Raw genomic sequence first — 22,497 nt, 5'->3', positions numbered from 1 at the left:
TGGCGATGGGGTCAGCGAGCTTCGATCACATGCTCTTGCGCACGCGCAAGCAGCCATTCTTCGCGCAACAGCCGGCGTATTTCGGCGGTCACGTCTTCATCCAGCGCCGCGGGATATTTGGCCGTGACCGCGAAGATCTCATAGGCAGAGCCATCGGCGGAAACGAAGGGGCCGAGCAAATCGCCGGGTGCGGCGTTGAAAACTTTCGCTTCGATTTCGGGTTTGAGTTGCCCGCGCATGACGCGCCCTATTACGCCACCACTTTCGCGGGTATCGGCAAGCGAGTGTTCGCGCGCCATGTCCGCGAAGCTGTCGGGATCGTCGCTTAGATAGGAAATCATTTCCTTGGCGCTTCCTTCTGTGTCTAGCACGATATGACTGACTTCGATGCTGTCGAATTTCGGCGAATTGAGCTGGAAATATTCTTCGATGGCGGGCTGCGTGCCGACCTTGTCGAGCATCTTCTCCTGATACAGCGTGTCGGTGATGAAGACTTCGAATTCGTCGAGACTCACGCTCAGCGCATCGAGATAGTTGTTCATATCGGCCGCGCGATGCAGCCCGCGTATGCGCCGGAACTGGTCGGCGCGCGTCTGGATCTCATCGGCCGTCAACTCGATCCCCGCCTTCCTGGCGGCGCGCACCGTGAGCTTGTCGCGCACCAGTTGCTCGATGAGTCCGTCGAACTGGCCATTGAGTTTCAGAAGCCGGATGAACTCGCCTACATCGACCACTTCTTCATCGATACGCACGATTGCCGTCATATCGCTCTCCGTTTGGATTAGCCAGCCACGTTGCGGAATGGATCGAGGCCCAGATCGATAAGCCGCCTTTCACGCACGACGACTTCCGCTGAGGCAGTCATGCCGTAGCGCAGCGGATAGCGCGTGCCGCCGATCTGGTAGTAATCGCGATCCAGCGTGACGCGCCCTTCGTACACCGGCTGTTTAGTGGCCGGGCTCGGCTTGGTTGCGGGCGAAATGAAGGCGAGCGTGCCATCGATCACGCCATACCGTTGATAAGGAAACGCATTGAACTTGAGCTTGACGCGCTGCCCTTCTCTCAGGAATGCGCGATCATGCTCGGCAATTTCGATCTTCAGTACTGGCCGCGCATTGGCGGGCGCAATGCCGCCGAGCGGCGTATTGGCCTGAATCTTGTCGCCGGGCTGCGTGGATGTCACGTCGGTGACGACGCCCGACACCGGCGCGAGAATCAACAGAAAATTGTCCTTGTCGATGTTCTCGAAGCGAATGCGCGCCGCTGCATCCGCGACGAGGCGCGCGGTTTGCAACTGCAGGCGCAGCTTGTCTTCCGTGCTCGCCACTTCGCGCATCGCCGCTTCGTATTGCAGCCTTAAGTTAGTGGACTCCTGACCGCTCGTTTCGAGCTGCGCCTTGGCCTGCGTAAATTCGTGGCTCAAACGGAAGTCCAGCTCGGCGAGCTTCGCCTGCTCCACGCGATACGCCCCGTCAGCTTCGAGATAGATATTGCGCTTCGCATCCACTTGCGATTCGGACACCCCACCGCCGCCCGGCAACGCGAACAGGCGAGCGAAGCGATCCAGTTCGTTCTTTGCAGCATCGCGCGCACGTCGTGCGTTTTCAAGCGTGCTGCGCTGCTCCTGCAGTTGCGCCTTCTGACCTTCTGCCAGCTTGCTCGTGCCTTCAGTCACGCGCTGCTGATGCTGATGCTCCTCGATCTCCATCTGATTCTTGAGCGCCACGATCCTGCGCTCCATGAGCAGTTTCTTTTCGGGGAACTGCTTCCATTCGCGCTCGGCGTCGTCCAGCTTGAGCTGAGCTTCGAGCGCATTCGTGGCCGCTTCGATCGCGCCGCGTGCGTTGAGACGAGCGACGACATCGTCCTTGCGAACGGGTTGTCCTTCCGCGATGTACAGATCGGCAAGCTCGCCATCGATCGGCGCATAGAAGCGTCGCACTTCCGATTCCGGTGCTAGCGTGCCCTGCGCCGTCACCATGACATCGGCATGACCGACGAAGGACCACACGAGCGCAGCGACCACGAGCGATACCATTGCATACACGAGCGCCCGCGTCAGCCTGAGCGGCTCGGCCGTCAGGATGGCGATGCCTTCCGCGCCGTGATCCTCCAGCGCTTCGGAGAAGGGCTTAAGGGGCGCGTCGCGTTTCATCGGCGCCTCCTTTCAGCAACGCGAGCTTGCTCTGCAGCAAAGCGGGTTCGAGCACCATGCGAAGGTCCTGCAGGGAACGCCGTTGCAGGTCCACTTCGTTGTCGATGTCGCCCTTCAGCGCGCTCCATTTATCCGGATCGCCGTTCACCTGTTTCAGGATGCGCATGCCACGCGATGCTGTGTCTTGCGCAGCCAACAAGAGGTGCGCCTGCGTGCGGAACGCGTCGGATACGCCCGATTCCAGCCGTTGTGATCCGCCTATGCCGCCGTTGGTCCGATACTGCGCCCAAAGCGCTTGCGCCTGATTCATCAACGATTGGGCGCGCGACGCTGCTCTGCTCTTTAGCGCAGCAATGTCGGGATCGACTGCCTTGGCGAAATAAGTGTCGCCTTGGGCATCGAGCGTTTCGTTGAAGGACAGCACTGCATCTTCATACTGTTTCGAGCCGCGCGCTTTTTGCAACTCTGCGAACTGGGCGGCCACCGATTGTTTATGCGCGATTTCCTTTTGCACGGTCGGCGACCACGTTCCTTGCGGCAGCCTTCTCAGCGCATCGATGGCGCTTGCGCTATTTCCATTCGCCCAGGCAGCCGACACTGCCGCATATTGGGCGCGCACATCCGGCGAAGGTAACTGGCTTGCGTTCAGGAGCGCAAGTCGCTCCCTGAACGGCGGTGTCGAGAAGTCCGCCTTGTTCAAAGCCGTAATCAGAGGCGCAAGGCTCGGCTCGCTCATTGCGCGCTTGACGTTCGCATAGCCGCTTGCATCGGCACGAATGCGATCCAGACCGCTCAGGCGCGGGTACTTCTCCGCGTATTCCTTGAGGACCGCGTCGATGGCGTCGAGGTCGTCATCGGCAAGACTCTTTGCAACGCTCGCATTCAGCCGGTCGATGGCCGCCAGATATGCCGAATCGTCACTCTGCAGCTTGCGCAAGTGGCTTAGCGCCAGTGCATACGGATCGCGAAACTCGGGTACATATCCCGCGATGCGATCCAGATCGCGCTGATGGCCGGAAGCGTCCGCTTCCCAATGCCTGAGGATGTCCGCGATGCTGGCCTCATCCGCGTAGATGCGAATGGGCGCATCCGGTCCACCGCGCCCCATGACGAAGCGTTCGAGCTTGCCTATCCAGCCGAGTTCATCGAGCATCGAACGCACGTCGGTATTGTGTGCCGAGAGCGTTTTCATTTGCGTGAGGATGGCATCTGCGTCGGCGTGCTTCCCAGCACGCAAGGCGTCGAGCCAGCGCGGCACGCCGGACTTCAGCACGGCCTCCGTGTTCATCGCCGTAAAGCGCATGTCGTTCGCATGTGCTTGCAGATACTCGTCGCTGAAGGCGGCGGCTCGCGCGTAGTCGCCGCTTGCCATCAGCGACTTTGCATGACGCTCCGGGAAGCCTCCATGAAAGAGCGCGACGCCGACCCCGATCAATGCGACGACAGCGCATGCCGCCACGATGCGTGCGCGTCTCGCGGCGCGAATGTCCTCGGCGGCGAATGCCTTGCGCAGTTCCGTCATGAAGAGCGCGACTTTTCCACGCTTGCCCGCATGAGTCGAAGCGGATGCGTCCTTGAGGGCGGCGTGCGCGTCCTCGTTCACTTCGTCGTCGGCGGGCGCGGACTGATCGATGCAAAAGATATCGAGGAACGAGTGTGCGGAACCGACGAAGGTCGTTTTGTCGCTATCGTGTTCAGCGTCGATTTTCCGATTGGGCTCCGATGGCACGGCCATCTCGGTAAGCGTAGACTCGCCCTCCTCGTCATGAAGATGCACGCGATAGGCGAAGTGTGTCCCGCCGAACGCCAGCGTGTCGCCATTCTTGAGTTCGACGGCGTGATCGCTCATTCGCTGTCCGTTGACGAACGTGCCATTGGTGCTGCCGAGGTCCTCGACGAAAGGCGCACCGCCCCGGAGGAACACGTGTGCATGGCGGCGCGATACGTAGTTCACCTGATGCGGGTAGTCGTTGCGATAACGCGCGAACGTCTCATCGGTTTTGCTCACCAGAAACGGGAACTTCGTCAGCTCTATGGGCGACAGGCCGCGATCGTCGTGTTGCGGGTCGAGCGTCAACGCGAGCGGCTTGGGCGCATGCGTGCGCCGTCTGCGCGGCACGAACTGAACGCGATACGCAAGCCGGTTCCCAAAGGCAATCTCGTCGCCATTTGCGAGGCGCATGGGTACGTCACGCACGGGCGTGCCATTCAGCGCCGTGCCGTTCTTGCTGGCGAGGTCCGCGATATATGCGTGGCCGTGCTCGATGAAAATGCGCGCGTGCCGGCGCGACAGCTGGGCGACGGCATCGGGCGGGCTTTCGTCGAACGGCGGTTCTGCGCGTCCGATTGCGAAGAGATTTTCATCGATGCGTATTTCGCTGAGCGGATCGTCCAGACCGCCGCGCGATACGGGCTTGAGAACGATGTCGAACGCCTCGCCCACGCTTGGCTGCTGTTCCGCTATCGGATCGCCTGGAGCCATGTTCACGTCGCAAGGTTCGTCCAGCCGCCATCGAAATAGACGCCATGCGGCGGCTGTCTTGAGTTTAAGTCACGCATCGTCTTAGTCAATTAGCAGCGCTTTGCACGTCGACCGTGGACCATCCGCCGCCGAGCGCCTTGTAGAGCGTCACCGTGTCGGAGAGCATCTGCTGATGGTTGGCGAGCAACGCAAGCTGCGCGGCCAGAAGCGTACGCTCGGTCTCGAATACTTCGAGCTGCGAAATCACGCCTTCCTTGAGTTGCGCATCGATTTGCGCCGCAACGACGGTCAGATGCGCGACTTCTTGCTGCAACTCGCCGCGCTGCTTCGTATGCGCATCGAGATTGACGAGCGCGTTCTCCACTTCCTCGAAAGCGCTCATGACCGTGCTGCGGTATTGCTGTTCGGCGACCGTGGTTTGCGCCTGAGTGGTCTTGACGCGAGCGCGGACAGCCGGATCGAGAATCGGGATGTTGATGCTCGGCAAGAAGCTGAACGTGAAGGACTTCAGTAAATCCGTTAGCGCGAAGCTCGCTGTTCCGCCGCGCCCCGTCAGGCTGATCGTCGGCAATTGCGCGAGCTTCGCCTGGCCGACGAGATCGTACGATTCGAGCACACGGTATTCGGCGGCAATGAGATCGGGCCGACGCGACAGCAATTGCGACGGCAAGCCCGCCGGCACGGGCGGAATCTGCACGCGCTTTTGCAACTGGCCATCCGGCACTCTGAATTCGCCAGCGGGAACGCCCATTAGCGTTGCAAGTGCGTTGTTCGCAAGATCGCGCGAGCGGCGCAACTCCAGCAGATCGCGCGTCAGACGATTCAGTTCCGCGCGCTGCGTCAGCACTTGCGTATGCGGCACGAGGCCATTTCTTTCCATTCCTTCGAATATCGTGAGGATTTGCTGATTCGTCGTGATGGTCTGTTTTTGCTGCGCGATCTGATCATCGAACTGAAGAATCTGAAAGTACGTCGTCGACACGCCTGCCACGAGTTGCAGATAGCCCGCGCGCCAGTCTGCCTCAGTCGCGTGAAACTCGGCCTTCTGAGCCTGGACGCCCTTCTCCACGGCTCCCCAGATATCGATGTCCCAGTTGACCTGCGTGCCGAGGTTGTATTGCCTGGAGAACGGCTGACCCGTCGTTTTTTCGAAGCTCGCCCCCGCGCCGACATCCATCGTAGGCAGCGCGCCCGCTCGCGCCTCGCCGATCTGCGCGCCTGCAACCTGTATGCGTGCGGCGAGTACCTTGATATCGAAGTTGCCCTGAATGGCCTTGTCGACGAGCGCATCGAGATAGGGATCGCGGAACTGCTTCCACCAGTCCGGCTGAATGGTGTCGGCGGCGGCGACCTTCGAGGAATCGAACGTCGTAAAGGCGGTTTTCTCAGGAGTGTCGGGACGCTTGTACGCCGGGACTTTCACATCGATACACCCCGTCAGCAGCACGCAAGCGCAGAGACTCGCGCATCCGATGGTCCGGCACAACGATGACAACAGAGCTCGCACGATTGACTCCCGCGCTCACGCCGATAGTGGGAATTCGCGCGCCAGTGACACAACGCGCGCACGATGCGGATCGATCGCCGTCTCGGGAACGACGGTCGATCCGCGCCGCCGTTAAAGGCAGTTGAAGCAGCGGAGCTCCCCGTACTCCGGTTTTGCTACAGCCGCGCGCTGCGGGGCTTCATGCAGACACGGTTACATCGCGTACGGCGTGAACACATTGATGTTGCTGTCGTTGCGCGCCTTCTGCTGCGGCTCGACCCTGGACTTGATGTCATGCGCGAAAGCGTCGTTCACGCCGTTGACGTTGAACGTCTGCTGCGCCTGATCGGCGAGTTGCTGCGTGTTCGCGCTCAGGTTATAGCTCGAGTTGTAGCTCGGGAAAAACAGGCTCATGCCGCCGCGCACGGCGGACATGTCAGCGCCGTTCATTTCGGCGTGATGGGCGAGATCGTGAATGCTCAAGGTGGACATGATTTCAGGCTCCTGGCTAAGCGTAGGCGGTTTTGGCAAGCAAGCAGGCCGCTTAGCGGACCATGAAGCCCGAACCGATGTTGATGTTGCTGGTGTTGTGCGCTTCCTGCTTCGGCTTTACGTTCGAGGTGATGTCCTCGCCGAACGCGACATTCACACCGTTATGGCTCTCGGTGCTTTGCTTCTGGTCGATGAGCTGTTGCGTGTTGAACGTCAGGTCGTACTTGGAGACATAGCCCGGGAAGTAGAACGAACTGCCTCCGCGCACGGCCGACATCGCGCGGCGATCGAGTTGTTCGGTCACGGGAAGGTCCTGGATGGTCAGCGTCTTCATGGTGAGTCTCCTTGGTGCGCGTCGCGCGTTGGGTGGGTTCGAGCAAGCTGTCTGCTCGGGCCACTTAAACGCATGAGGCGTGCCATCTTTCGCGCTTTTAGCCGCTTCGCTTGCTGCGCAAGCCTGACAGCGAATGACTGCATGCGTTCACCGATACCGCACTGACTCTTCATCACCGACACTTCGTAGTCCAACTGTTTCCTCGGCACCAACATCGTTCACTTGACGTAGATCGTGATCTTCTTCGAATAGATCGGCGGGTTATGCGGGATATGCCGGTCATCGCCCATCAGGAGCTGAAGCGTGTGCTTGCCTGGCGGAAGCTCGATCATCGCTTCGGTCTCGCCCGCCCCGTAGTGCAGATGATTGCGGTCCGACGGAATCTCCTGATCGAGCGGCGGCAAGTCGGTATCGATCAAAAGATGGTGATGGCCGGTGTTCGGAAACTTCACGCCGCGCGGCGCGACGCCCATGAACCGCAAGCCGAACCACACGCGAAACGGCTTTCCCGCAGGCATCGTCTGTCCGTTGTTCGGATAGCCGATGTATGCATAAGCGTTGGCCGGCGCGGGCGTCGGCCCGCCTTCCGCCAGGCTCGTGTGGAACGGCGCCGCGAGCATCGCGACGAGCAGGATCGAACGGCAGCGCGCAAGCGCGCCAGTCTTAAGCGATGTCATGTCGTTTGCCCTCGGCGAGTACGCGTGCAAAGCCTGTCGTTCAGGCGCGAGAATCACGCCCGCCTCACGTCACCGTGATCGTGATCTTCTTGGAATAGACGGGCGGATCGTGCGGCACATGGTTGTAATCGCCCATCAAGAGTTGCAGCGTATGTTTTCCAGGCGGCAATTCGAGGCGCGCATCCGTTTCTCCCGCGCCGTAGTGCAGATGATTGCGGTCCGACGGGATCTCCTGATCGAGCGGCGGCAAGTCCGTGTCGATCAGAAGATGGTGATGGCCGACGTTCACCATGTCGATGCCCTTTGGACAGACGCCCATGTTGCGCAAGCCCATGCGTACCCATAGCTTACCGCCGCTTATCACTGCGCCGTCCGACGGCCAGATGATGTAAGCCTCCGCATTCGCCGGCGCGGGCGTGCGGCCACGGCCTGCGGAGAAAGACGAGTCGGCGGCTAAAGCGGCAAGCGAAGCCAATGCACCCAGCACGGTTCTTCTCAGCATGTCGTGATTGCCTCTTCAGAAAGCCAGCAGAAAATCGGCAGCCGCGCGTGATTCGCGATGAGACGCACGTCCGTGCTCGACATGCCGCGTGGAGTTCGCTTCCAGATTAGGACGTAACGTTTTAAAAAGATACGTGCGTCGGAAGGGACACGCATGCCGCATTCGCATACCTTCTTATAGGGGATTAAACGCAGAAAGACAGCGTGCTATCGTTGTTGGGTAGGCCAGCGATGCACCGGCAAGACGTCCGGCGTACTTGCGCTCATTCCAGCCGAACGGACAGGGTATGAAGATGTGGCGAATTCTATTGATCGCGGGCATGTTCATCACGATCGGCGCGGCATTCGCGCGGTCTGCGTCGCCGCCCTCTCCGCCTGAGTTGCACAAGGTTGCACTCGTCATCGGTAATGCAGACTATGCGGAGCGTGCGTTGCCAGGCGCGCAGCATGATGCCGACGACATCAGCGCCGCGCTCTCATCGCTAGGCTTTGGCGTGACACGGCTGACCAACGTTGGCGCAGACGCAATGCAGCATGAGATAGATTCATTCGTCGATCGTCTCGGCCCACGCGATACCGCGCTCGTTTATTTCGCGGGACACGGCATTCAGGTGGCCGGCGACGCGATGATGTTGCCCATCGACGCCCTCGGCAATGCGCCGCCTGACGTGTTGGCCAAAGGTATTGCGGTGAGAGACGTCGTCGCGCGAATGACTCATCGAAGGCCGCTTGCGAATAACGTGATCGTGCTCGATATGTGCCTTGGCGATCCCTTCGGCAAGTTCCCCGCCCGCGCGCTGGATTTGCCGCCGCGCACGCTCGTTGCGTTCGCTGCATCGCAGGATGCGCTGGCATCCGAAGGCGAACGCAACGGCGTGTTCACCGCCGCGATTCTTCGGCAACTGCGCATACGGAAGCACGCATCGTCCGCATCGTTCGATGCTGCCGCTGTAAACGTCGCTCAGAGAACGCACGGGGCGCAGAGACCGTGGATCGCATCGACTCTAAGCAGTGCAGTTTCGCTGGGCCGGCAAGCATCCATCGTGCAAATGGCGGCGAGCGATGAAACGCCCTTGCGGACACGCGGCATCCTTCCTAAAGACAGCAACGAACAATACGAACTGACTTTCTGGGAGTCGATCAAGGACAGCACTTATCCAAGCGACTACGAAGCCTATCTCAAGGCTTATCCCAACGGGCGCTTTGCGGCGCTCGCTAAAGCGCGCATAGACCGGCTCCGTGCCAGCGCAAATGCAAAACCGGCGGCGCCGCCGCCTGCCAAGCCCGCATCGCCTTCCGTTGCGACAGAAAAGCCTCGCCAGGACGCAGCCGTGGCGACGAAACCCGCGACCAACACGAACACGACCACTAGAGCCGCCGCCAGCGAAATCAAGGACTGCCCTGCTTGCCCGTTGCTGATTCCGATTGCGCCTGGCAGCTTCACGATGGGCAGCAACAACGACGATCCCGCCGAGAAGCCGCCGCATCATGTGACGATTGCGCGGCCCTTCGCCATCGGCAAATACGAAGTGACCGTCGAGCAATGGAACGCCTGTGCGGATGCGGGCGCGTGCACGCGCATCACATCGGATACCGGCGCCGCTGCGCCCGTCGCCAATTCGCCGATGCGCAATGTCAGTTGGGACGACGCACAGGTCTACGTGAAATGGCTGAGCAAGGTGGGCGGCAAGCCGTATCGCCTGCCGACGGAAGCCGAGTGGGAATTCGCCGCGCGCGGCGGCACGCAAAGCACTTACTGGTGGGGCGAGCAGATGAAGAAAGGCACCGCCGATTGCAAGGATTGCGGCGAGCCCTATCGCGCCGAGGCTCCGACGCCAGCCGGATCGTTCGCCGCCAATCCCTTCGGCTTATACGACACCAACGGCAGCGTATGGGAATGGGTCGCGGATTGCTGGCATAGTTCGTACAGGAACGCTCCCGCCGATGGCCGCGCATGGGACGACCCTTCATGTTCGGTGCGCGTGATTCGCGGCGGATCGTGGCGCGAAGGCGCGGCCTACATGCAATCCGCGACGCGCTTCAAATACAGCGCAAGCGTGCGTCAATCGCAGAACGGCTTTCGCGTCGCACGCGATGTGCAATGAAGCGGCTCATCGTCGGGATGCCTTGACGATGATCTGCGCTTGCGTATCGCGCTCTATTTTCTTGAGCACGGGCAGCGCCGCCTGAAAATCATCCGGCGAACAGACCTGCTTGCCGAAACGCGCCTCGAGCCTGCGCGATACCTGGATCGTGTTGCTCGACGGATCGAATACATAGCGCGAACGATAGTCGAAGAAGGCGCTCGTCAGGTCGACATCGTCCGGAACCTCGACGACCTGCATCGCTTTCGGAAGCGCGATCTGCGCGACTTCGTCAAAAGCGCCGCCGACACACAGATACGGCTGCGTGCGCGTGCGTTCGGCCAGCCAGTTGCGCGTCTGACTCGCGATGCCGCCCGACAAGCTCGTCAACGCGGGCAACGCGGTCGTGCCGGTCGGCCATACGATCTCGTCGAGCGTGCCGCGCAGCGTGGTGGCGAAGGGGCCGCTGGTGGCGTCGACATCGCTCGTGGTCAGCGCGCCCGCGCCACGCAGATTGGTGTATCGCAGGCGGTCTGCCGCAATCTGGTCGCGCCGCTGGCTGCTCGCGAGCCGAAGGTTCATCCGTTCGATCTCCGCGCTCCATCCCGCATCCTCGACCCAGTAGGCGAAGCTCGCGACGCCCTCGGGGGCGACATCGATCTGCAGGCGCGCCGTGCGGGAAAGCGGCTGCGTCGGCGGCGTGCGCGACACCACGCCCGATTCGACGAGCACCGTCGGCCGGTCCATGTCGGCGAGAGGCAAGAAGCCGAACTCGACGCTCGAGGCCGTGCTGTCCGCATAGATTCCGAGATCGGGGAGATACGTGATGACGTGATTGATCGCGCCCGATCCGTAACCCGGCGCCGATGGCAACGCGTACACCGAGCCGAGCCCGATCAGCGCCGCTTCGTTGCGCACGCCGACGGCATCGAGCAGTGCGCCGTACAGCGCAACGTGGTCCTTGCAATCGCCATAACGGTTCGCGAGCACTTCCGTCACGCGATGCGGCGCGGCCGGACTCTGGCCGATGAACATCGCCACGTAGCGGATCTTGCGGCGCACCCAGTCGTAGAGCGTCTTCGCCTTCGCACGGGCATCGGCGTCGCGGGCGGTCAGCGATTCGGCGAGCGCGCGGATCGCCGGATCGGTTGCGGTGGCGTCGACGGCCGGTCCGCGATAGCTCGCCGCAAACGCCGCGTAGTCCGCAAACGTGGAGACCATCAGCCGATCGCCGTACTGCGCATAGCCGACCGAGCCGCTCTCGATTCGTGCAATCCGCTCCCGGCGATAACGAAACGCATAGCGCGTGCGGCCATTCGCGGTTTGAGGCGGATCGGCGAAGAAACCGCGGGCATCGGCATGAAGCGGTTTGCCCGCAGGCAGATCGAACACGAGGCGCTGTTCGAGCACGGGCCGCTGCCCCGGCTCGACAAAATAGTTGAATTGCCCGGCGATGACGGGGCTTGCCTGACTTTTCCTGAAATGCAGATGCACCGTGGAGCCGACGCCGACTGCCGGAAAAATCACCGCACGCAGTTTCGCGTCCTGAAACGTCGGCGCGCCCGCCGAGCGCGGCTCCTGAATGTCGCGAATCTGATCGGGCGATACGTCGTGGCGCGCGCCGTTCGCATCGACGGAATAGGCCTCGACGATCTCCACCTTCGACACGCTGCGGTCGTACCAGACATAGCGCTGCGCGATCTCGTCGATGCCCGCCGGCGTGTTCGCGCGCAGCACGGTTTCGTCGTCCTCGGTGACGGAGCCGTCGTCCGCGACGATGAACTCGTGCACGTCGCTCACGATGGTCGAAGGATCGTCGCCGCCCGGCGTCCCGGGCGTCGCGGCGAACGCCGGAAGCGCGGCCACCAGCCACGCAAGCGCATGCGGGAATCGCATCATGGGTATCGACGGAAGGCAACGAGGCGAGCGTTCATCGTACAGGAACGAAACCGGGTGCGACGATTTGTATCATATTGAGATATAATTTCACGCTTTGGCGCGCACCGCCCGGCGCCGCCGTTCCCATTCGCCATCTCCACTTCACGATCAAGCAACGTGTCGCGCCCCGCTTTGCTCCGCTGGTTACACGGCTTCCTTCCCGCTCCGGTCACGCTCCGCTGGACCGAACGCCTGCGCGCGGGCGTCGGCGCGCTCATCGGCATTGCGCTGACGGGCGGCATCGCGCATCTGCTGGTCGGTGATGCATCGGCGATACCGTTTCTGATCGCACCGATGGGCGCGTCGGCCGTGCTGCTGTTCGCGGTCCCCGCGAGCCCGCTCGCGCAGCCGTGGTCGATCATCGGCGGCAATCTGGTCTCCGCGATCGTCGGCGTGACGTGCGCCGCGCTGATCCACGATCCGGTCGATGCCGCCGCGCTCGCCATTGCGCTCGCGATCTGCGCGATGTTCGCGCTGCGCTGCGTGCATCCGCCGTCGGGCGCGGTCGCGTTGACGGCGGTGCTCGGCGGGCCGTCGATCCACGCGCTCGGCTACGGCTTCGTGCTCGCGCCGGTCGCGATCCAGTCGTTCGCGCTGCTGGGCTCGGCGATCGTGTTCCATGCGCTGACGGGGCACCGGTATCCGCACGTCGCGCAGGTTGCGCCGAAGACGCCCGATGCCGCGTCTTTCCTGCGCGCCGATCTCGAAGCCGTGCTGGCGCGGCGCAGCGAAATGCTCGACATCGATCCGGACGATCTCGAAGCGCTGCTGCGCGAAACGCAATTGCAGGCCTATGCGCGCCGCTTCACCGAGTTCGCGTGCGCGGACATCATGTCGCGCGGGGTCGTCGCCGTGTCGCCGGAAACGACGGCACAGGAGGCGCTGTCGCTGCTGCTCAAGCATCGCGTGAAGGCGCTGCCCGTCATCGATGCGACGCGCCGTGTGATCGGCATCGTCACGCGCGCGGACATTGCGCCCGCCCTCCGCGCGACGCCCCGCAGCGGGTTTGCGCGCGCTGTCGAGCGGATCATGCGCGACGCATCGGCGACGCCGCCGCGCATCGCCGCATTGATGACGACCGACGTGTGCACCGTGGACGCGCGCACGGCCATCGCCGAGCTCGTGCCGATGTTCGCGGACTTCGGCCACCATCACATTCCGGTGGTGGATGGCCACGAGCGGCTCGTCGGCATGATCACCGAAACCGACCTGATATCGGGGCTGTACCGGCAGAGCTTCGCCGGCGAGCGCAAGAGCGCGTGAACGATCGATGAAACCCCCGCGCACGCTCGCCAAGCCCGACTTCGAACAGCTATCCGAATTCCGCTATCAGATGCGGCGGTTCGAGCGATTCTCCGAGCGCGCGGCGCAGGAGGAAGGCATCACGCCGCTGCAATACCTGTTGCTGCTGCATATCAAGGGCTACCCGGGCCGCGCATGGGCGACCGTCGGCGAGCTGGCCGAACGGCTGCAATCGCAGCATCACGGCGTGGTCGCGCTGGTCACGCGATGCGAGGCGCTCGGGCTCGTGCGACGCGAACCCAGCGCGGAGGACCGGCGGCAGGTTCAGGTCCATCTCGAAGCGCGCGGCGAACAGGTGCTCGCGCGGCTGGCGGCACTGCATCGCGCGGAGCTGAAGTCGCTGCAAGGCGCGTTTCGCGTGCCGCAGATCGACCTTTGAGTCATCCGCAGTTTTCTGGTTCTGGAGCGAAAGCATGAATCATCACAAACGCGACTTCTCCGTCAACGACAGGCTGCTGCGCATCTGCGGACTCGCGGCGATCATCGGGGGCATCAGCACGCTCGCGGCGGCCGTGCTGCTCGCGCTCATCCACCTGTTCACCAATCTGTTCTTTTTCGGGGCTTTCTCCATCGCGGACCGCTCGCCTGCGCTCAACACGCTCGGCGCGTGGGTCATCGCAATACCGGTGATCGGCGGATTGATCGTCGGCATGATGGCGCGATTCGGCTCCGAGAAGATTCGCGGCCACGGCATCCCCGAAGCGATCGAGGCCATTCTGTTCGGCAAGAGCCGCATGTCGCCGAAAGTGGCGGTGCTGAAGCCGCTGTCGTCGGGCATCGTCATCGGCAGCGGCGGGCCGTTCGGCGCGGAAGGCCCGATCATCATGACGGGCGGCGCGCTCGGTTCGCTGATCGCGCAGTGCATCGACGTGACGGCGGCCGAGCGCAAGACGCTGCTCGTCGCGGGCGCGGCGGCGGGCATGACCGCCGTGTTCGGCACGCCGGTCGCGGCCGTGCTGCTCGCGGTCGAACTGCTGCTCTTTGAATGGCGGCCGCGCAGCTTTCTGCCGGTGGCGCTCGCCTGCGCGGTGGCCGGCTTCGCGCGCGCGATGGTTTTCGGCACCGGCGCGCTTTTCCCGATGCAGACCGAGCCGCCGGAGATGCTGTCGCTGCTGTCCTGCCTCGTCGCGGGCTTGCTGTCGGGTGCGCTGGCCTCGGGGCTGTCCGCGGCGCTCTACAAGCTCGAGGATGCGTTCGGCAAGCTGCCGCTGCACTGGATGTGGTGGCCGGCGATCGGCGGGCTGGTGGTCGGCATCGGCGGATTCATCGAGCCGCGCGCGCTGGGCGTGGGCTATGACGTGATCGGCGATCTGCTGCATCAGCACATTGCGATTCAGGTTGCGCTCGCGATCCTCGCCGTCAAGGCGGTGATCTGGGTCGTCGCGCTGGCGTCGGGCACCTCGGGCGGCGTGCTCGCGCCGCTCCTGATGCTGGGCGCGGGACTCGGCACCGTACTCGGCGCGGTGCTGCCCGGCCACGACGCCGCGCTATGGCCGCTCGTCTGCATGGCTGCGACGCTGGGCGCCACACTGGGCGCGCCGCTGACCGCGATCGTGTTCGCGTTCGGCCTCACGCACGACAGCAATGCGCTGTTGCCGCTGCTCGCGGCCACGCTCGTCGCCCACGGTTTCGCGACGGTCGTCATGCGCCGCTCGATCATGACCGAGAAAATCGCGCGGCGCGGGTATCACATCTATCGCGAATACGGCGTGGATCCGCTCGAGCGTCATCATGTCGACGAAGTGATGACGCGCGATGTCCGCACGATCGACGCCGCCACGCCGATCGACGATGTCCTCGCGCAGCATTTCGGGCCGCAGCAGGCGCATCGGGCGTATCCGGTGGTGCGCGACGGCGCGCTCGTCGGCATGCTGGATCGCGCGGCCCTGCTCGATGCCTCCGATGCCACGACTGCCGGCGAAGCGCTGTCGCGCCGCGCGGATGCCGCGCCGGTGGTCGCGTTTCCCGGCGAGCCCTGCCGCCTGGCCGCGACGCGTCTCGCGGTGCATGAACTGGAGCGCCTGCCGGTGGTCACGGACGCGACGTCGATGACGCTCGTGGGCATCGTGTCGCGCAGCGATCTGGTGAAGCCGGCGCGCGCGCACTTCGACGAGGAGCATCGGCGGGAACGTTTCCGGACGTTCCGGCGCGCCGCGGCCCTGAAAAAGCCCTAAGCGCGTCTCGTGGCCGCCAACTGCGCCAGATCCGCCCGCATATCGGCAAGCGGCGCCGACCAGTCGCCCAGCTGCTCCTGGCGATAAAGCCGCATCGACGGATACCACGGCGTATAACGCCGGCAGTCGTACCAGCGGTGATCGCAGGCCTGCGCGAGCAGCATCCACACCGGACGATCCAGCGCGCCCGCCAGATGCGCGGCGCCGGTATCGATGGAAATGACGAGATCGAGTTGCTCGTACGCGCGGCCCGTGTCGCCGAAGCTGTGCACGTGCGGCGCGAGGTCGGCGACATCGTGTGCGCGCATCATGGCGCGCTCGGCATCGCTCAGATCGCCCACTTGCAGCGAATAGAAGCGGCAACCCGGAACGGCGAGCACGTCGGCCAGTTGCGTCAGCTGAATCGAGCGATACGGCTCATGCCGCACGCCGCTCGTGCTGCGCCACACGAGACCTACTTTCAGCCGCGACTCTCCCTCGGCGAGCATCGCGCGGATTTCGGCCGGCAAAGGCCGCGCGGTGTCGAGCGAGATCAGCGCGGCGGGATTGTGCTGGGGGAAATACGGCGAAGCCTGATAGCGCGGCCAAAGATGGAACGCGGTGGCGATACGGTCGCACCCATGCGATTCGGCGATGCGAGCTTCGTGCGTCGGTTCGGCGGTGCGCACGCCGGGGCGCCGACGGATGACATCGGTCCAGAAGTCGAACGCCTCTATCACCACTTCGCGCGCGCCGTCGTTCAACAGGGCGTCGATGTATCGCGAGAACAGGACCAGATCGCCGAAGCCGCCCTCCGTGAACAGCAGGATCGACTTGCCGGCGACGGGTTCGTCGAAGCCGAGCAACTTGGGCTTCATCAGATCGATCCACGACTGATCGCCGTTGAATAGCGTGGAGAGCAGCCATTCGGCGCGCGGCAGATCGCGGTTCATGCGGTAAAGCGCATGCGCCTCATGGTATTTGCCCCGCGCGTACAACAGCATGAGCAATTCCTCGGTGAGTTGATAGCGGACGAGGTCGCTCAGCGAATCGCAGAGGCTGCGTTTGAGCAGCGATTCCGCTTCGGCGTGCATGCCGAGGCAATGCATATCGACGCCCAGCTGCCCCGTCCACACGCCGCCCTGGTCCGGCAATGCCGCGAGCTGGCGGATCATCGCCTGCGCCTCGGACGCGCGGCCCGCCAGGCGCAAGGCGCGAACGTTGTCGATGGTGATACGCAGGGTGGAGCTCATTTGGGGCGGTCCGGCAAGGCTTAGGCTCAGTTGGACGATATGGTAATGCGGCGCGCTGACGCGGATGCAAAGAAAGGTTGAAACGTGCTCGCATCGCACCGGATTGCACCGCGTCCCGGTTTGCAATCCGGTGCGCTTGTTGATATGGTCGCTGCACCGTAATGTCGGCGTTTCTTTACGGCTTGCTTGTATTGCTCTGCGTGCGCAGAGATAGACCATCTGGAAGTTCAGAGATGATGTAGGTTAATCATTGCTCCTCCGCTCTGCGGAGACCTTAGAGGAGTTTCAGTCCGGCTGAAACTCCTCTTTCTGCCCGATACCGTTATCCCGAAGCTGTCGTCTTTTAGTACGCGGGGAACGGCTAAATCCCGAGAAGGTCCCAGGCATTTCGCGTCTTTTTGGCAGCGTTGTTCGAGAGACATATTCTTCTCGTCAATCGACTTCGCTCATTCACTGCGCAAAGGACGCTGTTCCCCCGATTACCCGCTAGTAAATAGGAAATATCTAGTTCATTTCAGTGGGCAACTCTCTATACGATCTTCAACACGAACTCTGGCAGTTCCGAGGTATCCCACTTCTCTAAAAAAATCGTATTCGAGGCAAGAAATGAAAAACAAAAGTTTCTGTACCCGGTGCAGCACGGACGGAGCCGAATCGCCCGCCAAGCGATGGAAAGGCAAAAAACGCGGCAGCGTACTTGCAGAGCGACATCGGAATTCGCCACCGCCTGTTCGACTAGCCGCATTCCTCCGTGCTCTGGTGCTGTTCAGTCTTGTTTTTCTGACTCATATTGCACTGTCCCATCACGTCGATGTGACGATTATCGCGAGCATTGCCCGGTAAGCGTCGACGAAATGTTGCTCCATAATGCCATGCCACCGTGCTACAGTCTCGCCCCGCCAGTGGACCAGCAACATCGATTCATCATGGAATACCTGCGTCAACGTGCGCCAATCATCGCGAGCACAGCCGCGCTCTTTCTCGTGACGCTCGTCGCGAATGAGTTGCTCTTTCCGGCTTCGGAGTATGTGCGAGGCGCGAACTGGATCTATCTGCCAGCAGGCATGCGGCTCTTATGCACGCTCCTCTTCGGCGATGCAGGCGCAATCGGCATGTTATGCGCCGCGTGGGTCAGTTGCATTTTCCTGTATTTCCCCGACGACCCGGTGCGCTCATTCATGTACGGCACCATCTCGGCGCTCGCGCCGTACCTGATTTATCTTTTCGCGACGCGCGTGCTCGGCTTGCGTACGTCACTGTCGAATCTCACGGCGCGCAGGCTGCTTTTGCTCATCGTGCTCTACGCAATCGCGAGTCCGTTGCTGCATCAGCTCTGGCTTGCAATGCGCGGTGAAATCGCAGGCGCCGACAAGCGCTTCATGGTGATGGTGGTGGGCGATTTATCCGGCAGTCTGATTATCATCTATACGATCAAGCTGACCTTGTGGGCGATAATGACGCTCGCGCCATTGCGACGCCGCCCAGGCGATTAGCACGATGAACCACGCGACAAAGCGCGAGCCCATAAAAAAATGCCGCCTCGCACGAAACGAGGCGGCGCGGCACACCACTTTTCTCTTGTTCTCTCAGGTTCTCGCGTAGACGATGACGTATGTCCATCATCGCCAACCCGATGACTGCATGATAGCAGTCGCTTATCAGTTTGATAAGTTACTTTCTGTCGGCGCGCGACCGAGTATGATGAACCGCACACCGAAGCAACTCAACGCAGCGCCGAAGGAAGCGCATCATCATGGCCAATAAACACCTCGTCGACGCTTATTTCCGATTCCTGAATCTCGCGCAGGCGGTTCAGGCGTTGCCATCCGTGCCGAAACTGGATGCCGCCGAGGAACGGCTGCTGGAAGCGCTCACGGCCGCGTGGCATACCGGCCGCGCGCTGACCGTGACCGAGACGATGGCGCTGTCGATGGCGGGCGCGCCGGCCACCGTGCATCGCAAGCTCACGCGGCTCAAGGAGCAAGGCCTCGTCAGGCTGGACGAAACGGGCGCCGATCTGCGCACGAAGTCGGTCGTGCCCACGGGCAAGGCGCTCGCTTATTTCGAGCAACTCGCCGCTTGCCTGGAAGAAGCGAAGAAGAAGTAGCGCGCGCCCGGTCCGACGGGGCGGGTTATGCTGGGGCTCGAACGCGAAGGAACATCACGCCATGAGCCGCGCCCTGAAACCGACCGCTCCCAACAGCATCGTCACCGCCCGGCGAGACTTTCTGCGCGCCGCAACGGCCGTTGCGCTCTATGCGCAAGCCGGGGACGTATCGACTGCCGGATCAGCCGAATTTTCGCCGATGCTCAAGCGCCCCATTCCATCGACGGGAGAAGCGTTGCCTATCGTCGGATGCGGCACCTGGCGCACATTCGATGTCGGCGACGATCCCGCCCGCCGCGCCGAACTCGCCGCCGTGCTGCGGGTGCTCTTCGCGGCCGGCGGCTCGGTCATCGATTCCTCGCCGATGTACGGCACATCCGAAGCCGTCGCCGGCGCGCTGCTCACGGAACTCCACGCCCGCGACAAGGCGTTCATCGCCACCAAAGTCTGGACGGAGGGCCGCGCGGAAGGCGTCGCGCAGATGCGGCAGTCGATGCACCGCCTCGCCGCCCCGCGCATCGACCTGATGCAGATTCACAATCTGCTCGACTGGCGCACGCAGCTCGCCACGCTGCGCGACTGGAAGGCGGCGGGACGCATCCGTTACATCGGCGTGACGCATTACACGTCCAGTGCGTTTCCCCAGGTCGAAGCGGTCTTGCGCTCGGAGCGCGTCGACTTCGTGCAGATCAACTATGCCGCCAACGACCGCGACGCCGAAGCGCGCCTGCTTCCGCTCGCGGCGGAACGCGGCGTCGCGGTCATCGTGAATCAGCCGTTCGGCGGCGGATCGCTGCTGTCGGGGCTGCGCGGCCGGCCCTTGCCGCCGTTCGCGTCCGAACTCGGCTGCACGAGCTGGGCACAGCTTCTGCTCAAGTTCGTGCTGGGCCATCCGGCCGTGACGTGCGTGATTCCCGGCACGGGACGGCGCGAATACATGATCGACAACGTGCGCGCAGGCATCGGCGCCTATCCGGATGCGGCGCTGCGGGAGCGCATCGCGCAAGCCGTAGCCTGAGCGCATTCACGCACGCGACGGGAGACGCGCGATGAGCGATCCGTTTCACCTTCAACGCTTCGTCGATGCGCAAGCCGGCGTCATCGACGACGTGCGCGCCGAGCTGAGCGCAGGCCGCAAGCGCACGCACTGGATGTGGTTCGTGTTCCCGCAGATCGCGGGGCTCGGACATAGCCAGATGGCGCAGCATTATGCGATTCAGTCGCGCGCCGAAGCCGAGGCGTATCTCGCGCATCCGGTGCTGGGCGCGCGGCTCGTCGAATTGACGGGCATCGTCAACGGCATGCGGGATCGCGGCATCGAAGAGATTTTCGGCTATCCGGACGACATGAAGTTTCATTCGTCGATGACGCTCTTCGCCCGCTGCGCGCCCGACCCCGCCGTGTTCGATGAAGCCTTGCGCCGCTACTTCGGCGGCCGCCCCGACGACGCGACGCTTGCGCGGCTGCGCTGACGGGCATGGCCGTTGCGCGGGCCGCGGGCGTTGCGATCATCCGAGGATAACGTCATGAGTCACAGCCTGAAACTGCACGACCACGTGAGCTGGAACACGCCGCAAGGCGAAACGACCGGCCGCATCGTGCGGGTGATTTCCGAGCGCACGAAGCTCGACGGTCATACGGTCAATGCGTCGCACGACGATCCGCACTACGAAGTGGAAAGCGACAAGAGCGGCAAACGCGCCGTGCACAAGGGCGATGCGCTGAAGCGAATCTCCCGCTGAGCGCGGCCGCCGCGCGTGATGCGACGCGTCACGATTCCTGCAGAAGCCACGGTAAACGGTCACACTGCTACCGCGCTACACGGTTCCTTCGTCGATGAAGCGCCGACGAAGCCTGTGCGTGTCAAGTCGAGAAACGTCTGCCAAATCTTTTGAGGAGCATCGAATGAACTTGAAACTCGTGGCATCGCTCATCGCTTCGTCGGCCATTGGGCTCGTGTCCGCTCAGTCGTTCGCGCAGGTCGCGGGCGCGCAGCCGCTCGGCGTGTCGGTCGAAGTGTCGACCGCGATCATCGACGGATGGAGTGTCAGGAAGTCCATTCTCAACAAACCTGTTGTCAATGACCAGGGCGCGCGCGTCGGCGTGATCCACGACATCATCGTCGCGCCCGACCGTTCGGTTTCTTTCGCGATCATCTCGGCGAACCAGTTCCTCGGCGTGTCGCGTCACGATGTCGCCATTCCCGTCGAGCAACTCGACTTCAAGAACGGCAAGCTCGTGCTCGCGGGCGCGACGAAGGACGCGATCAAGGCGCTGCCGGAATTCCAGTACACGAAGGTGAAGGCGACGCCGGTTGCGCGCGCGGATTTCGAGCATCATTGATTCGCGCAGGATGTGTCCGGGCAGCGGCGCGGGTTGCCGCTGCTTGTCCCAATCGCCAACTGGAACGCTCATGTTCAACGCCCTCTTGCTCGACAAACAGGAAGATCGCACCGTCGCGTCCATTCAGTCGATCGACGAATCCCGGCTGGAAACGGGCGAGGTGCTCGTGCGTATCGACTATTCGACGCTCAATTACAAGGACGCGCTCGCGATCACCGGGAAGGCGCCGGTCGTGCGCAAGTTTCCGATGGTGCCGGGCATCGACTTCGCGGGCATCGTCGAGGAAAGCACGCATGCGGATTACAAGCCGGGCGACGCGGTCGTGCTGAACGGCTGGGGCGCGGGCGAAACGCATTGGGGCGGGCTCGCTCAGAAAGCGCGGGTCTCGGGCGATCATCTGATCCCGCTGCCCGGCGGCCTGACGGCGCGTCAGGCGATGGCCGTCGGCACTGCGGGCTATACGGCGATGCTGTGCGTGCAGGCGCTCGAGAAGCACGGCGTCGCGCCGCAGGATGGCGACGTGCTCGTGACGGGCGCAAACGGCGGGGTCGGCAGCTTTGCGGTGGCGATTCTTGCGAAGCGTGGGTATCGCGTGGTGGCATCGACGGGACGGCCGGAGGAAGCCGCGCGGCTGCGTGAGCTGGGCGCAGCGGATATCGTCGATCGGGCGACGCTTTCCGAGCCCGGCAAGCCGCTTCAGAAGGAGCGCTTTGCGGCGGCGGTCGATTGCGTCGGCAGCCATACGCTTGCGAACGTCTGCGCGAGCTTGCGCTACGGCGGCGCGGTCGCGGCGTGCGGCCTTGCACAAGGGATGGATTTTCCGGCGACGGTCGCGCCGTTTATTCTTCGCGGTGTTGCGTTGTTGGGAGTCGATAGCGTTTATGTACCGCGTGGACGGCGGATCGCTGCCTGGAATGCGATCGCCGATGAGTTGCCTGCGGCGATCATCGAAGGGGTTGCGGCGACGGTTGGGCTTTCTCAGGCCGTGGAAGTCGCTGGGCAGTTGTTGCGCGGGGAGGTCAAGGGGCGGGTTGTCGTGGATGTGAATGGGTGAACGAGCGGGTTTGACGTCTCGTTTTAAGGGCTGCGGTTTGTCACTCACCGTCCGAGTAAGGTCGACGTCGCGCCGCCTTTATGCCGTCCGAAGCCGCAGCCACGAGTACCGAAGGGAAACAAACGGCAAAGAACGA

The 22,497-nt window shown here is 62.9% G+C and carries 21 protein-coding genes; 11 read left to right on the top strand and 10 right to left on the bottom strand.

Annotated features, from left to right (window positions below):
- Positions 1 to 11 precede the first annotated feature (11 nt).
- The 8 genes from P9220_RS16370 to P9220_RS16335 form a co-directional block, all read right to left on the bottom strand.
- Positions 12 to 764, bottom strand: coding sequence for a peptidylprolyl isomerase (locus tag P9220_RS16370; RefSeq protein ID WP_309766058.1), 753 nt, complete (start codon positions 762 to 764; stop codon positions 12 to 14).
- A 17-nt stretch (positions 765 to 781) separates the two neighbouring features.
- Positions 782 to 2,155, bottom strand: coding sequence for an HlyD family efflux transporter periplasmic adaptor subunit (locus P9220_RS16365; protein ID WP_309766057.1), 1,374 nt, complete (start codon positions 2,153 to 2,155; stop codon positions 782 to 784).
- Complete coding sequence (locus P9220_RS16360) at positions 2,133 to 4,637, bottom strand: FHA domain-containing protein (protein WP_309766795.1); 2,505 nt, start codon at positions 4,635 to 4,637, stop codon at positions 2,133 to 2,135. The genes P9220_RS16365 and P9220_RS16360 overlap by 23 nt, the downstream gene beginning before the upstream one ends.
- Before the next feature lie 85 nt (positions 4,638 to 4,722).
- On the bottom strand, positions 4,723 to 6,135 hold the full coding sequence (locus tag P9220_RS16355) for an efflux transporter outer membrane subunit (RefSeq protein WP_309766793.1): 1,413 nt from the start codon (positions 6,133 to 6,135) through the stop codon (positions 4,723 to 4,725).
- A gap of 201 nt (positions 6,136 to 6,336) precedes the next feature.
- The gene (locus tag P9220_RS16350; RefSeq protein WP_309766056.1) at positions 6,337 to 6,615 is read right to left on the bottom strand and encodes a hypothetical protein; all 279 of its coding nucleotides are present in this window, start codon (positions 6,613 to 6,615) and stop codon (positions 6,337 to 6,339) included.
- A 52-nt stretch (positions 6,616 to 6,667) separates the two neighbouring features.
- The gene (locus tag P9220_RS16345) at positions 6,668 to 6,949 is read right to left on the bottom strand and encodes a hypothetical protein (protein WP_309766054.1); all 282 of its coding nucleotides are present in this window, start codon (positions 6,947 to 6,949) and stop codon (positions 6,668 to 6,670) included.
- Positions 6,950 to 7,167: 218 nt separating this feature from the next.
- A complete protein-coding gene (locus P9220_RS16340) occupies positions 7,168 to 7,569 on the bottom strand; it encodes a DUF4399 domain-containing protein (protein WP_309766791.1) in 402 nt (133 codons plus the stop codon).
- A 121-nt stretch (positions 7,570 to 7,690) separates the two neighbouring features.
- Positions 7,691 to 8,128 carry a DUF4399 domain-containing protein gene (locus P9220_RS16335; RefSeq protein ID WP_309766053.1) on the bottom strand — a complete coding sequence of 146 codons (438 nt, stop codon included), beginning with the start codon at positions 8,126 to 8,128 and terminating at the stop codon, positions 7,691 to 7,693.
- Positions 8,129 to 8,414: 286 nt separating this feature from the next.
- On the opposite strand from P9220_RS16335, the gene P9220_RS16330 reads away from it, so the two are divergent.
- Complete coding sequence (locus tag P9220_RS16330) at positions 8,415 to 10,232, top strand: SUMF1/EgtB/PvdO family nonheme iron enzyme (protein ID WP_309766052.1); 1,818 nt, start codon at positions 8,415 to 8,417, stop codon at positions 10,230 to 10,232.
- Positions 10,233 to 10,238: 6 nt separating this feature from the next.
- Here the strand turns inward: P9220_RS16330 and P9220_RS16325 are convergent, their stop codons facing one another.
- Entirely contained in the window at positions 10,239 to 12,110 is a 1,872-nt protein-coding gene (locus P9220_RS16325) for a DUF3857 and transglutaminase domain-containing protein (RefSeq protein WP_309766050.1), read from the bottom strand.
- A 156-nt stretch (positions 12,111 to 12,266) separates the two neighbouring features.
- On the opposite strand from P9220_RS16325, the gene P9220_RS16320 reads away from it, so the two are divergent.
- Genes P9220_RS16320 through P9220_RS16310 form a run of 3 tightly spaced genes read left to right on the top strand, consistent with a single transcriptional unit; the run spans position 12,267 to position 15,625 of the window.
- Positions 12,267 to 13,412 carry an HPP family protein gene (locus P9220_RS16320; RefSeq protein ID WP_309766049.1) on the top strand — a complete coding sequence of 382 codons (1,146 nt, stop codon included), beginning with the start codon at positions 12,267 to 12,269 and terminating at the stop codon, positions 13,410 to 13,412.
- 7 nt (positions 13,413 to 13,419) lie between these two features.
- Positions 13,420 to 13,830, top strand: coding sequence for a MarR family transcriptional regulator (locus P9220_RS16315; protein WP_309766048.1), 411 nt, complete (start codon positions 13,420 to 13,422; stop codon positions 13,828 to 13,830).
- A gap of 34 nt (positions 13,831 to 13,864) precedes the next feature.
- Complete coding sequence (locus P9220_RS16310; RefSeq protein ID WP_309766047.1) at positions 13,865 to 15,625, top strand: chloride channel protein; 1,761 nt, start codon at positions 13,865 to 13,867, stop codon at positions 15,623 to 15,625.
- Here the strand turns inward: P9220_RS16310 and P9220_RS16305 are convergent.
- Entirely contained in the window at positions 15,622 to 16,857 is a 1,236-nt protein-coding gene (locus P9220_RS16305; RefSeq protein ID WP_309766046.1) for a hypothetical protein, read from the bottom strand. The two genes, P9220_RS16310 and P9220_RS16305, sit on opposite strands and share 4 nt — an antisense overlap.
- Before the next feature lie 926 nt (positions 16,858 to 17,783).
- On the opposite strand from P9220_RS16305, the gene P9220_RS16300 reads away from it, so the two are divergent.
- From P9220_RS16300 to P9220_RS16270, 7 genes are all read left to right on the top strand, one after another.
- A complete protein-coding gene (locus P9220_RS16300; RefSeq protein WP_309766045.1) occupies positions 17,784 to 18,350 on the top strand; it encodes a hypothetical protein in 567 nt (188 codons plus the stop codon).
- A gap of 260 nt (positions 18,351 to 18,610) precedes the next feature.
- Positions 18,611 to 18,964 carry a winged helix-turn-helix domain-containing protein gene (locus P9220_RS16295; RefSeq protein WP_309766044.1) on the top strand — a complete coding sequence of 118 codons (354 nt, stop codon included), beginning with the start codon at positions 18,611 to 18,613 and terminating at the stop codon, positions 18,962 to 18,964.
- A 61-nt stretch (positions 18,965 to 19,025) separates the two neighbouring features.
- Positions 19,026 to 19,982 carry an aldo/keto reductase gene (locus P9220_RS16290; RefSeq protein WP_309766043.1) on the top strand — a complete coding sequence of 319 codons (957 nt, stop codon included), beginning with the start codon at positions 19,026 to 19,028 and terminating at the stop codon, positions 19,980 to 19,982.
- A 31-nt stretch (positions 19,983 to 20,013) separates the two neighbouring features.
- Positions 20,014 to 20,436: a DUF1810 domain-containing protein gene (locus tag P9220_RS16285; protein ID WP_309766042.1), complete on the top strand. Its 423-nt coding sequence runs from the start codon at positions 20,014 to 20,016 to the stop codon at positions 20,434 to 20,436.
- A 54-nt stretch (positions 20,437 to 20,490) separates the two neighbouring features.
- Positions 20,491 to 20,706, top strand: a complete 216-nt coding sequence (locus tag P9220_RS16280) for a DUF2945 domain-containing protein (protein ID WP_309766041.1) — start codon at positions 20,491 to 20,493, stop codon at positions 20,704 to 20,706.
- Between the two features lie 163 nt (positions 20,707 to 20,869).
- Positions 20,870 to 21,307, top strand: a complete 438-nt coding sequence (locus tag P9220_RS16275; protein WP_309766040.1) for a PRC-barrel domain-containing protein — start codon at positions 20,870 to 20,872, stop codon at positions 21,305 to 21,307.
- 70 nt (positions 21,308 to 21,377) lie between these two features.
- On the top strand, positions 21,378 to 22,361 hold the full coding sequence (locus tag P9220_RS16270; RefSeq protein ID WP_309766039.1) for an MDR family oxidoreductase: 984 nt from the start codon (positions 21,378 to 21,380) through the stop codon (positions 22,359 to 22,361).
- The last annotated feature ends 136 nt before the right edge of the window (positions 22,362 to 22,497 follow it).

Origin of the sequence: Caballeronia sp. LZ016 (genome assembly GCF_031450805.1) — a bacterium.
Lineage (GTDB): Bacteria > Pseudomonadota > Gammaproteobacteria > Burkholderiales > Burkholderiaceae > Caballeronia.
Note: the sequence above shows the minus strand (reverse complement) of the source record. Positions and strands in the feature narration are given on the sequence as shown.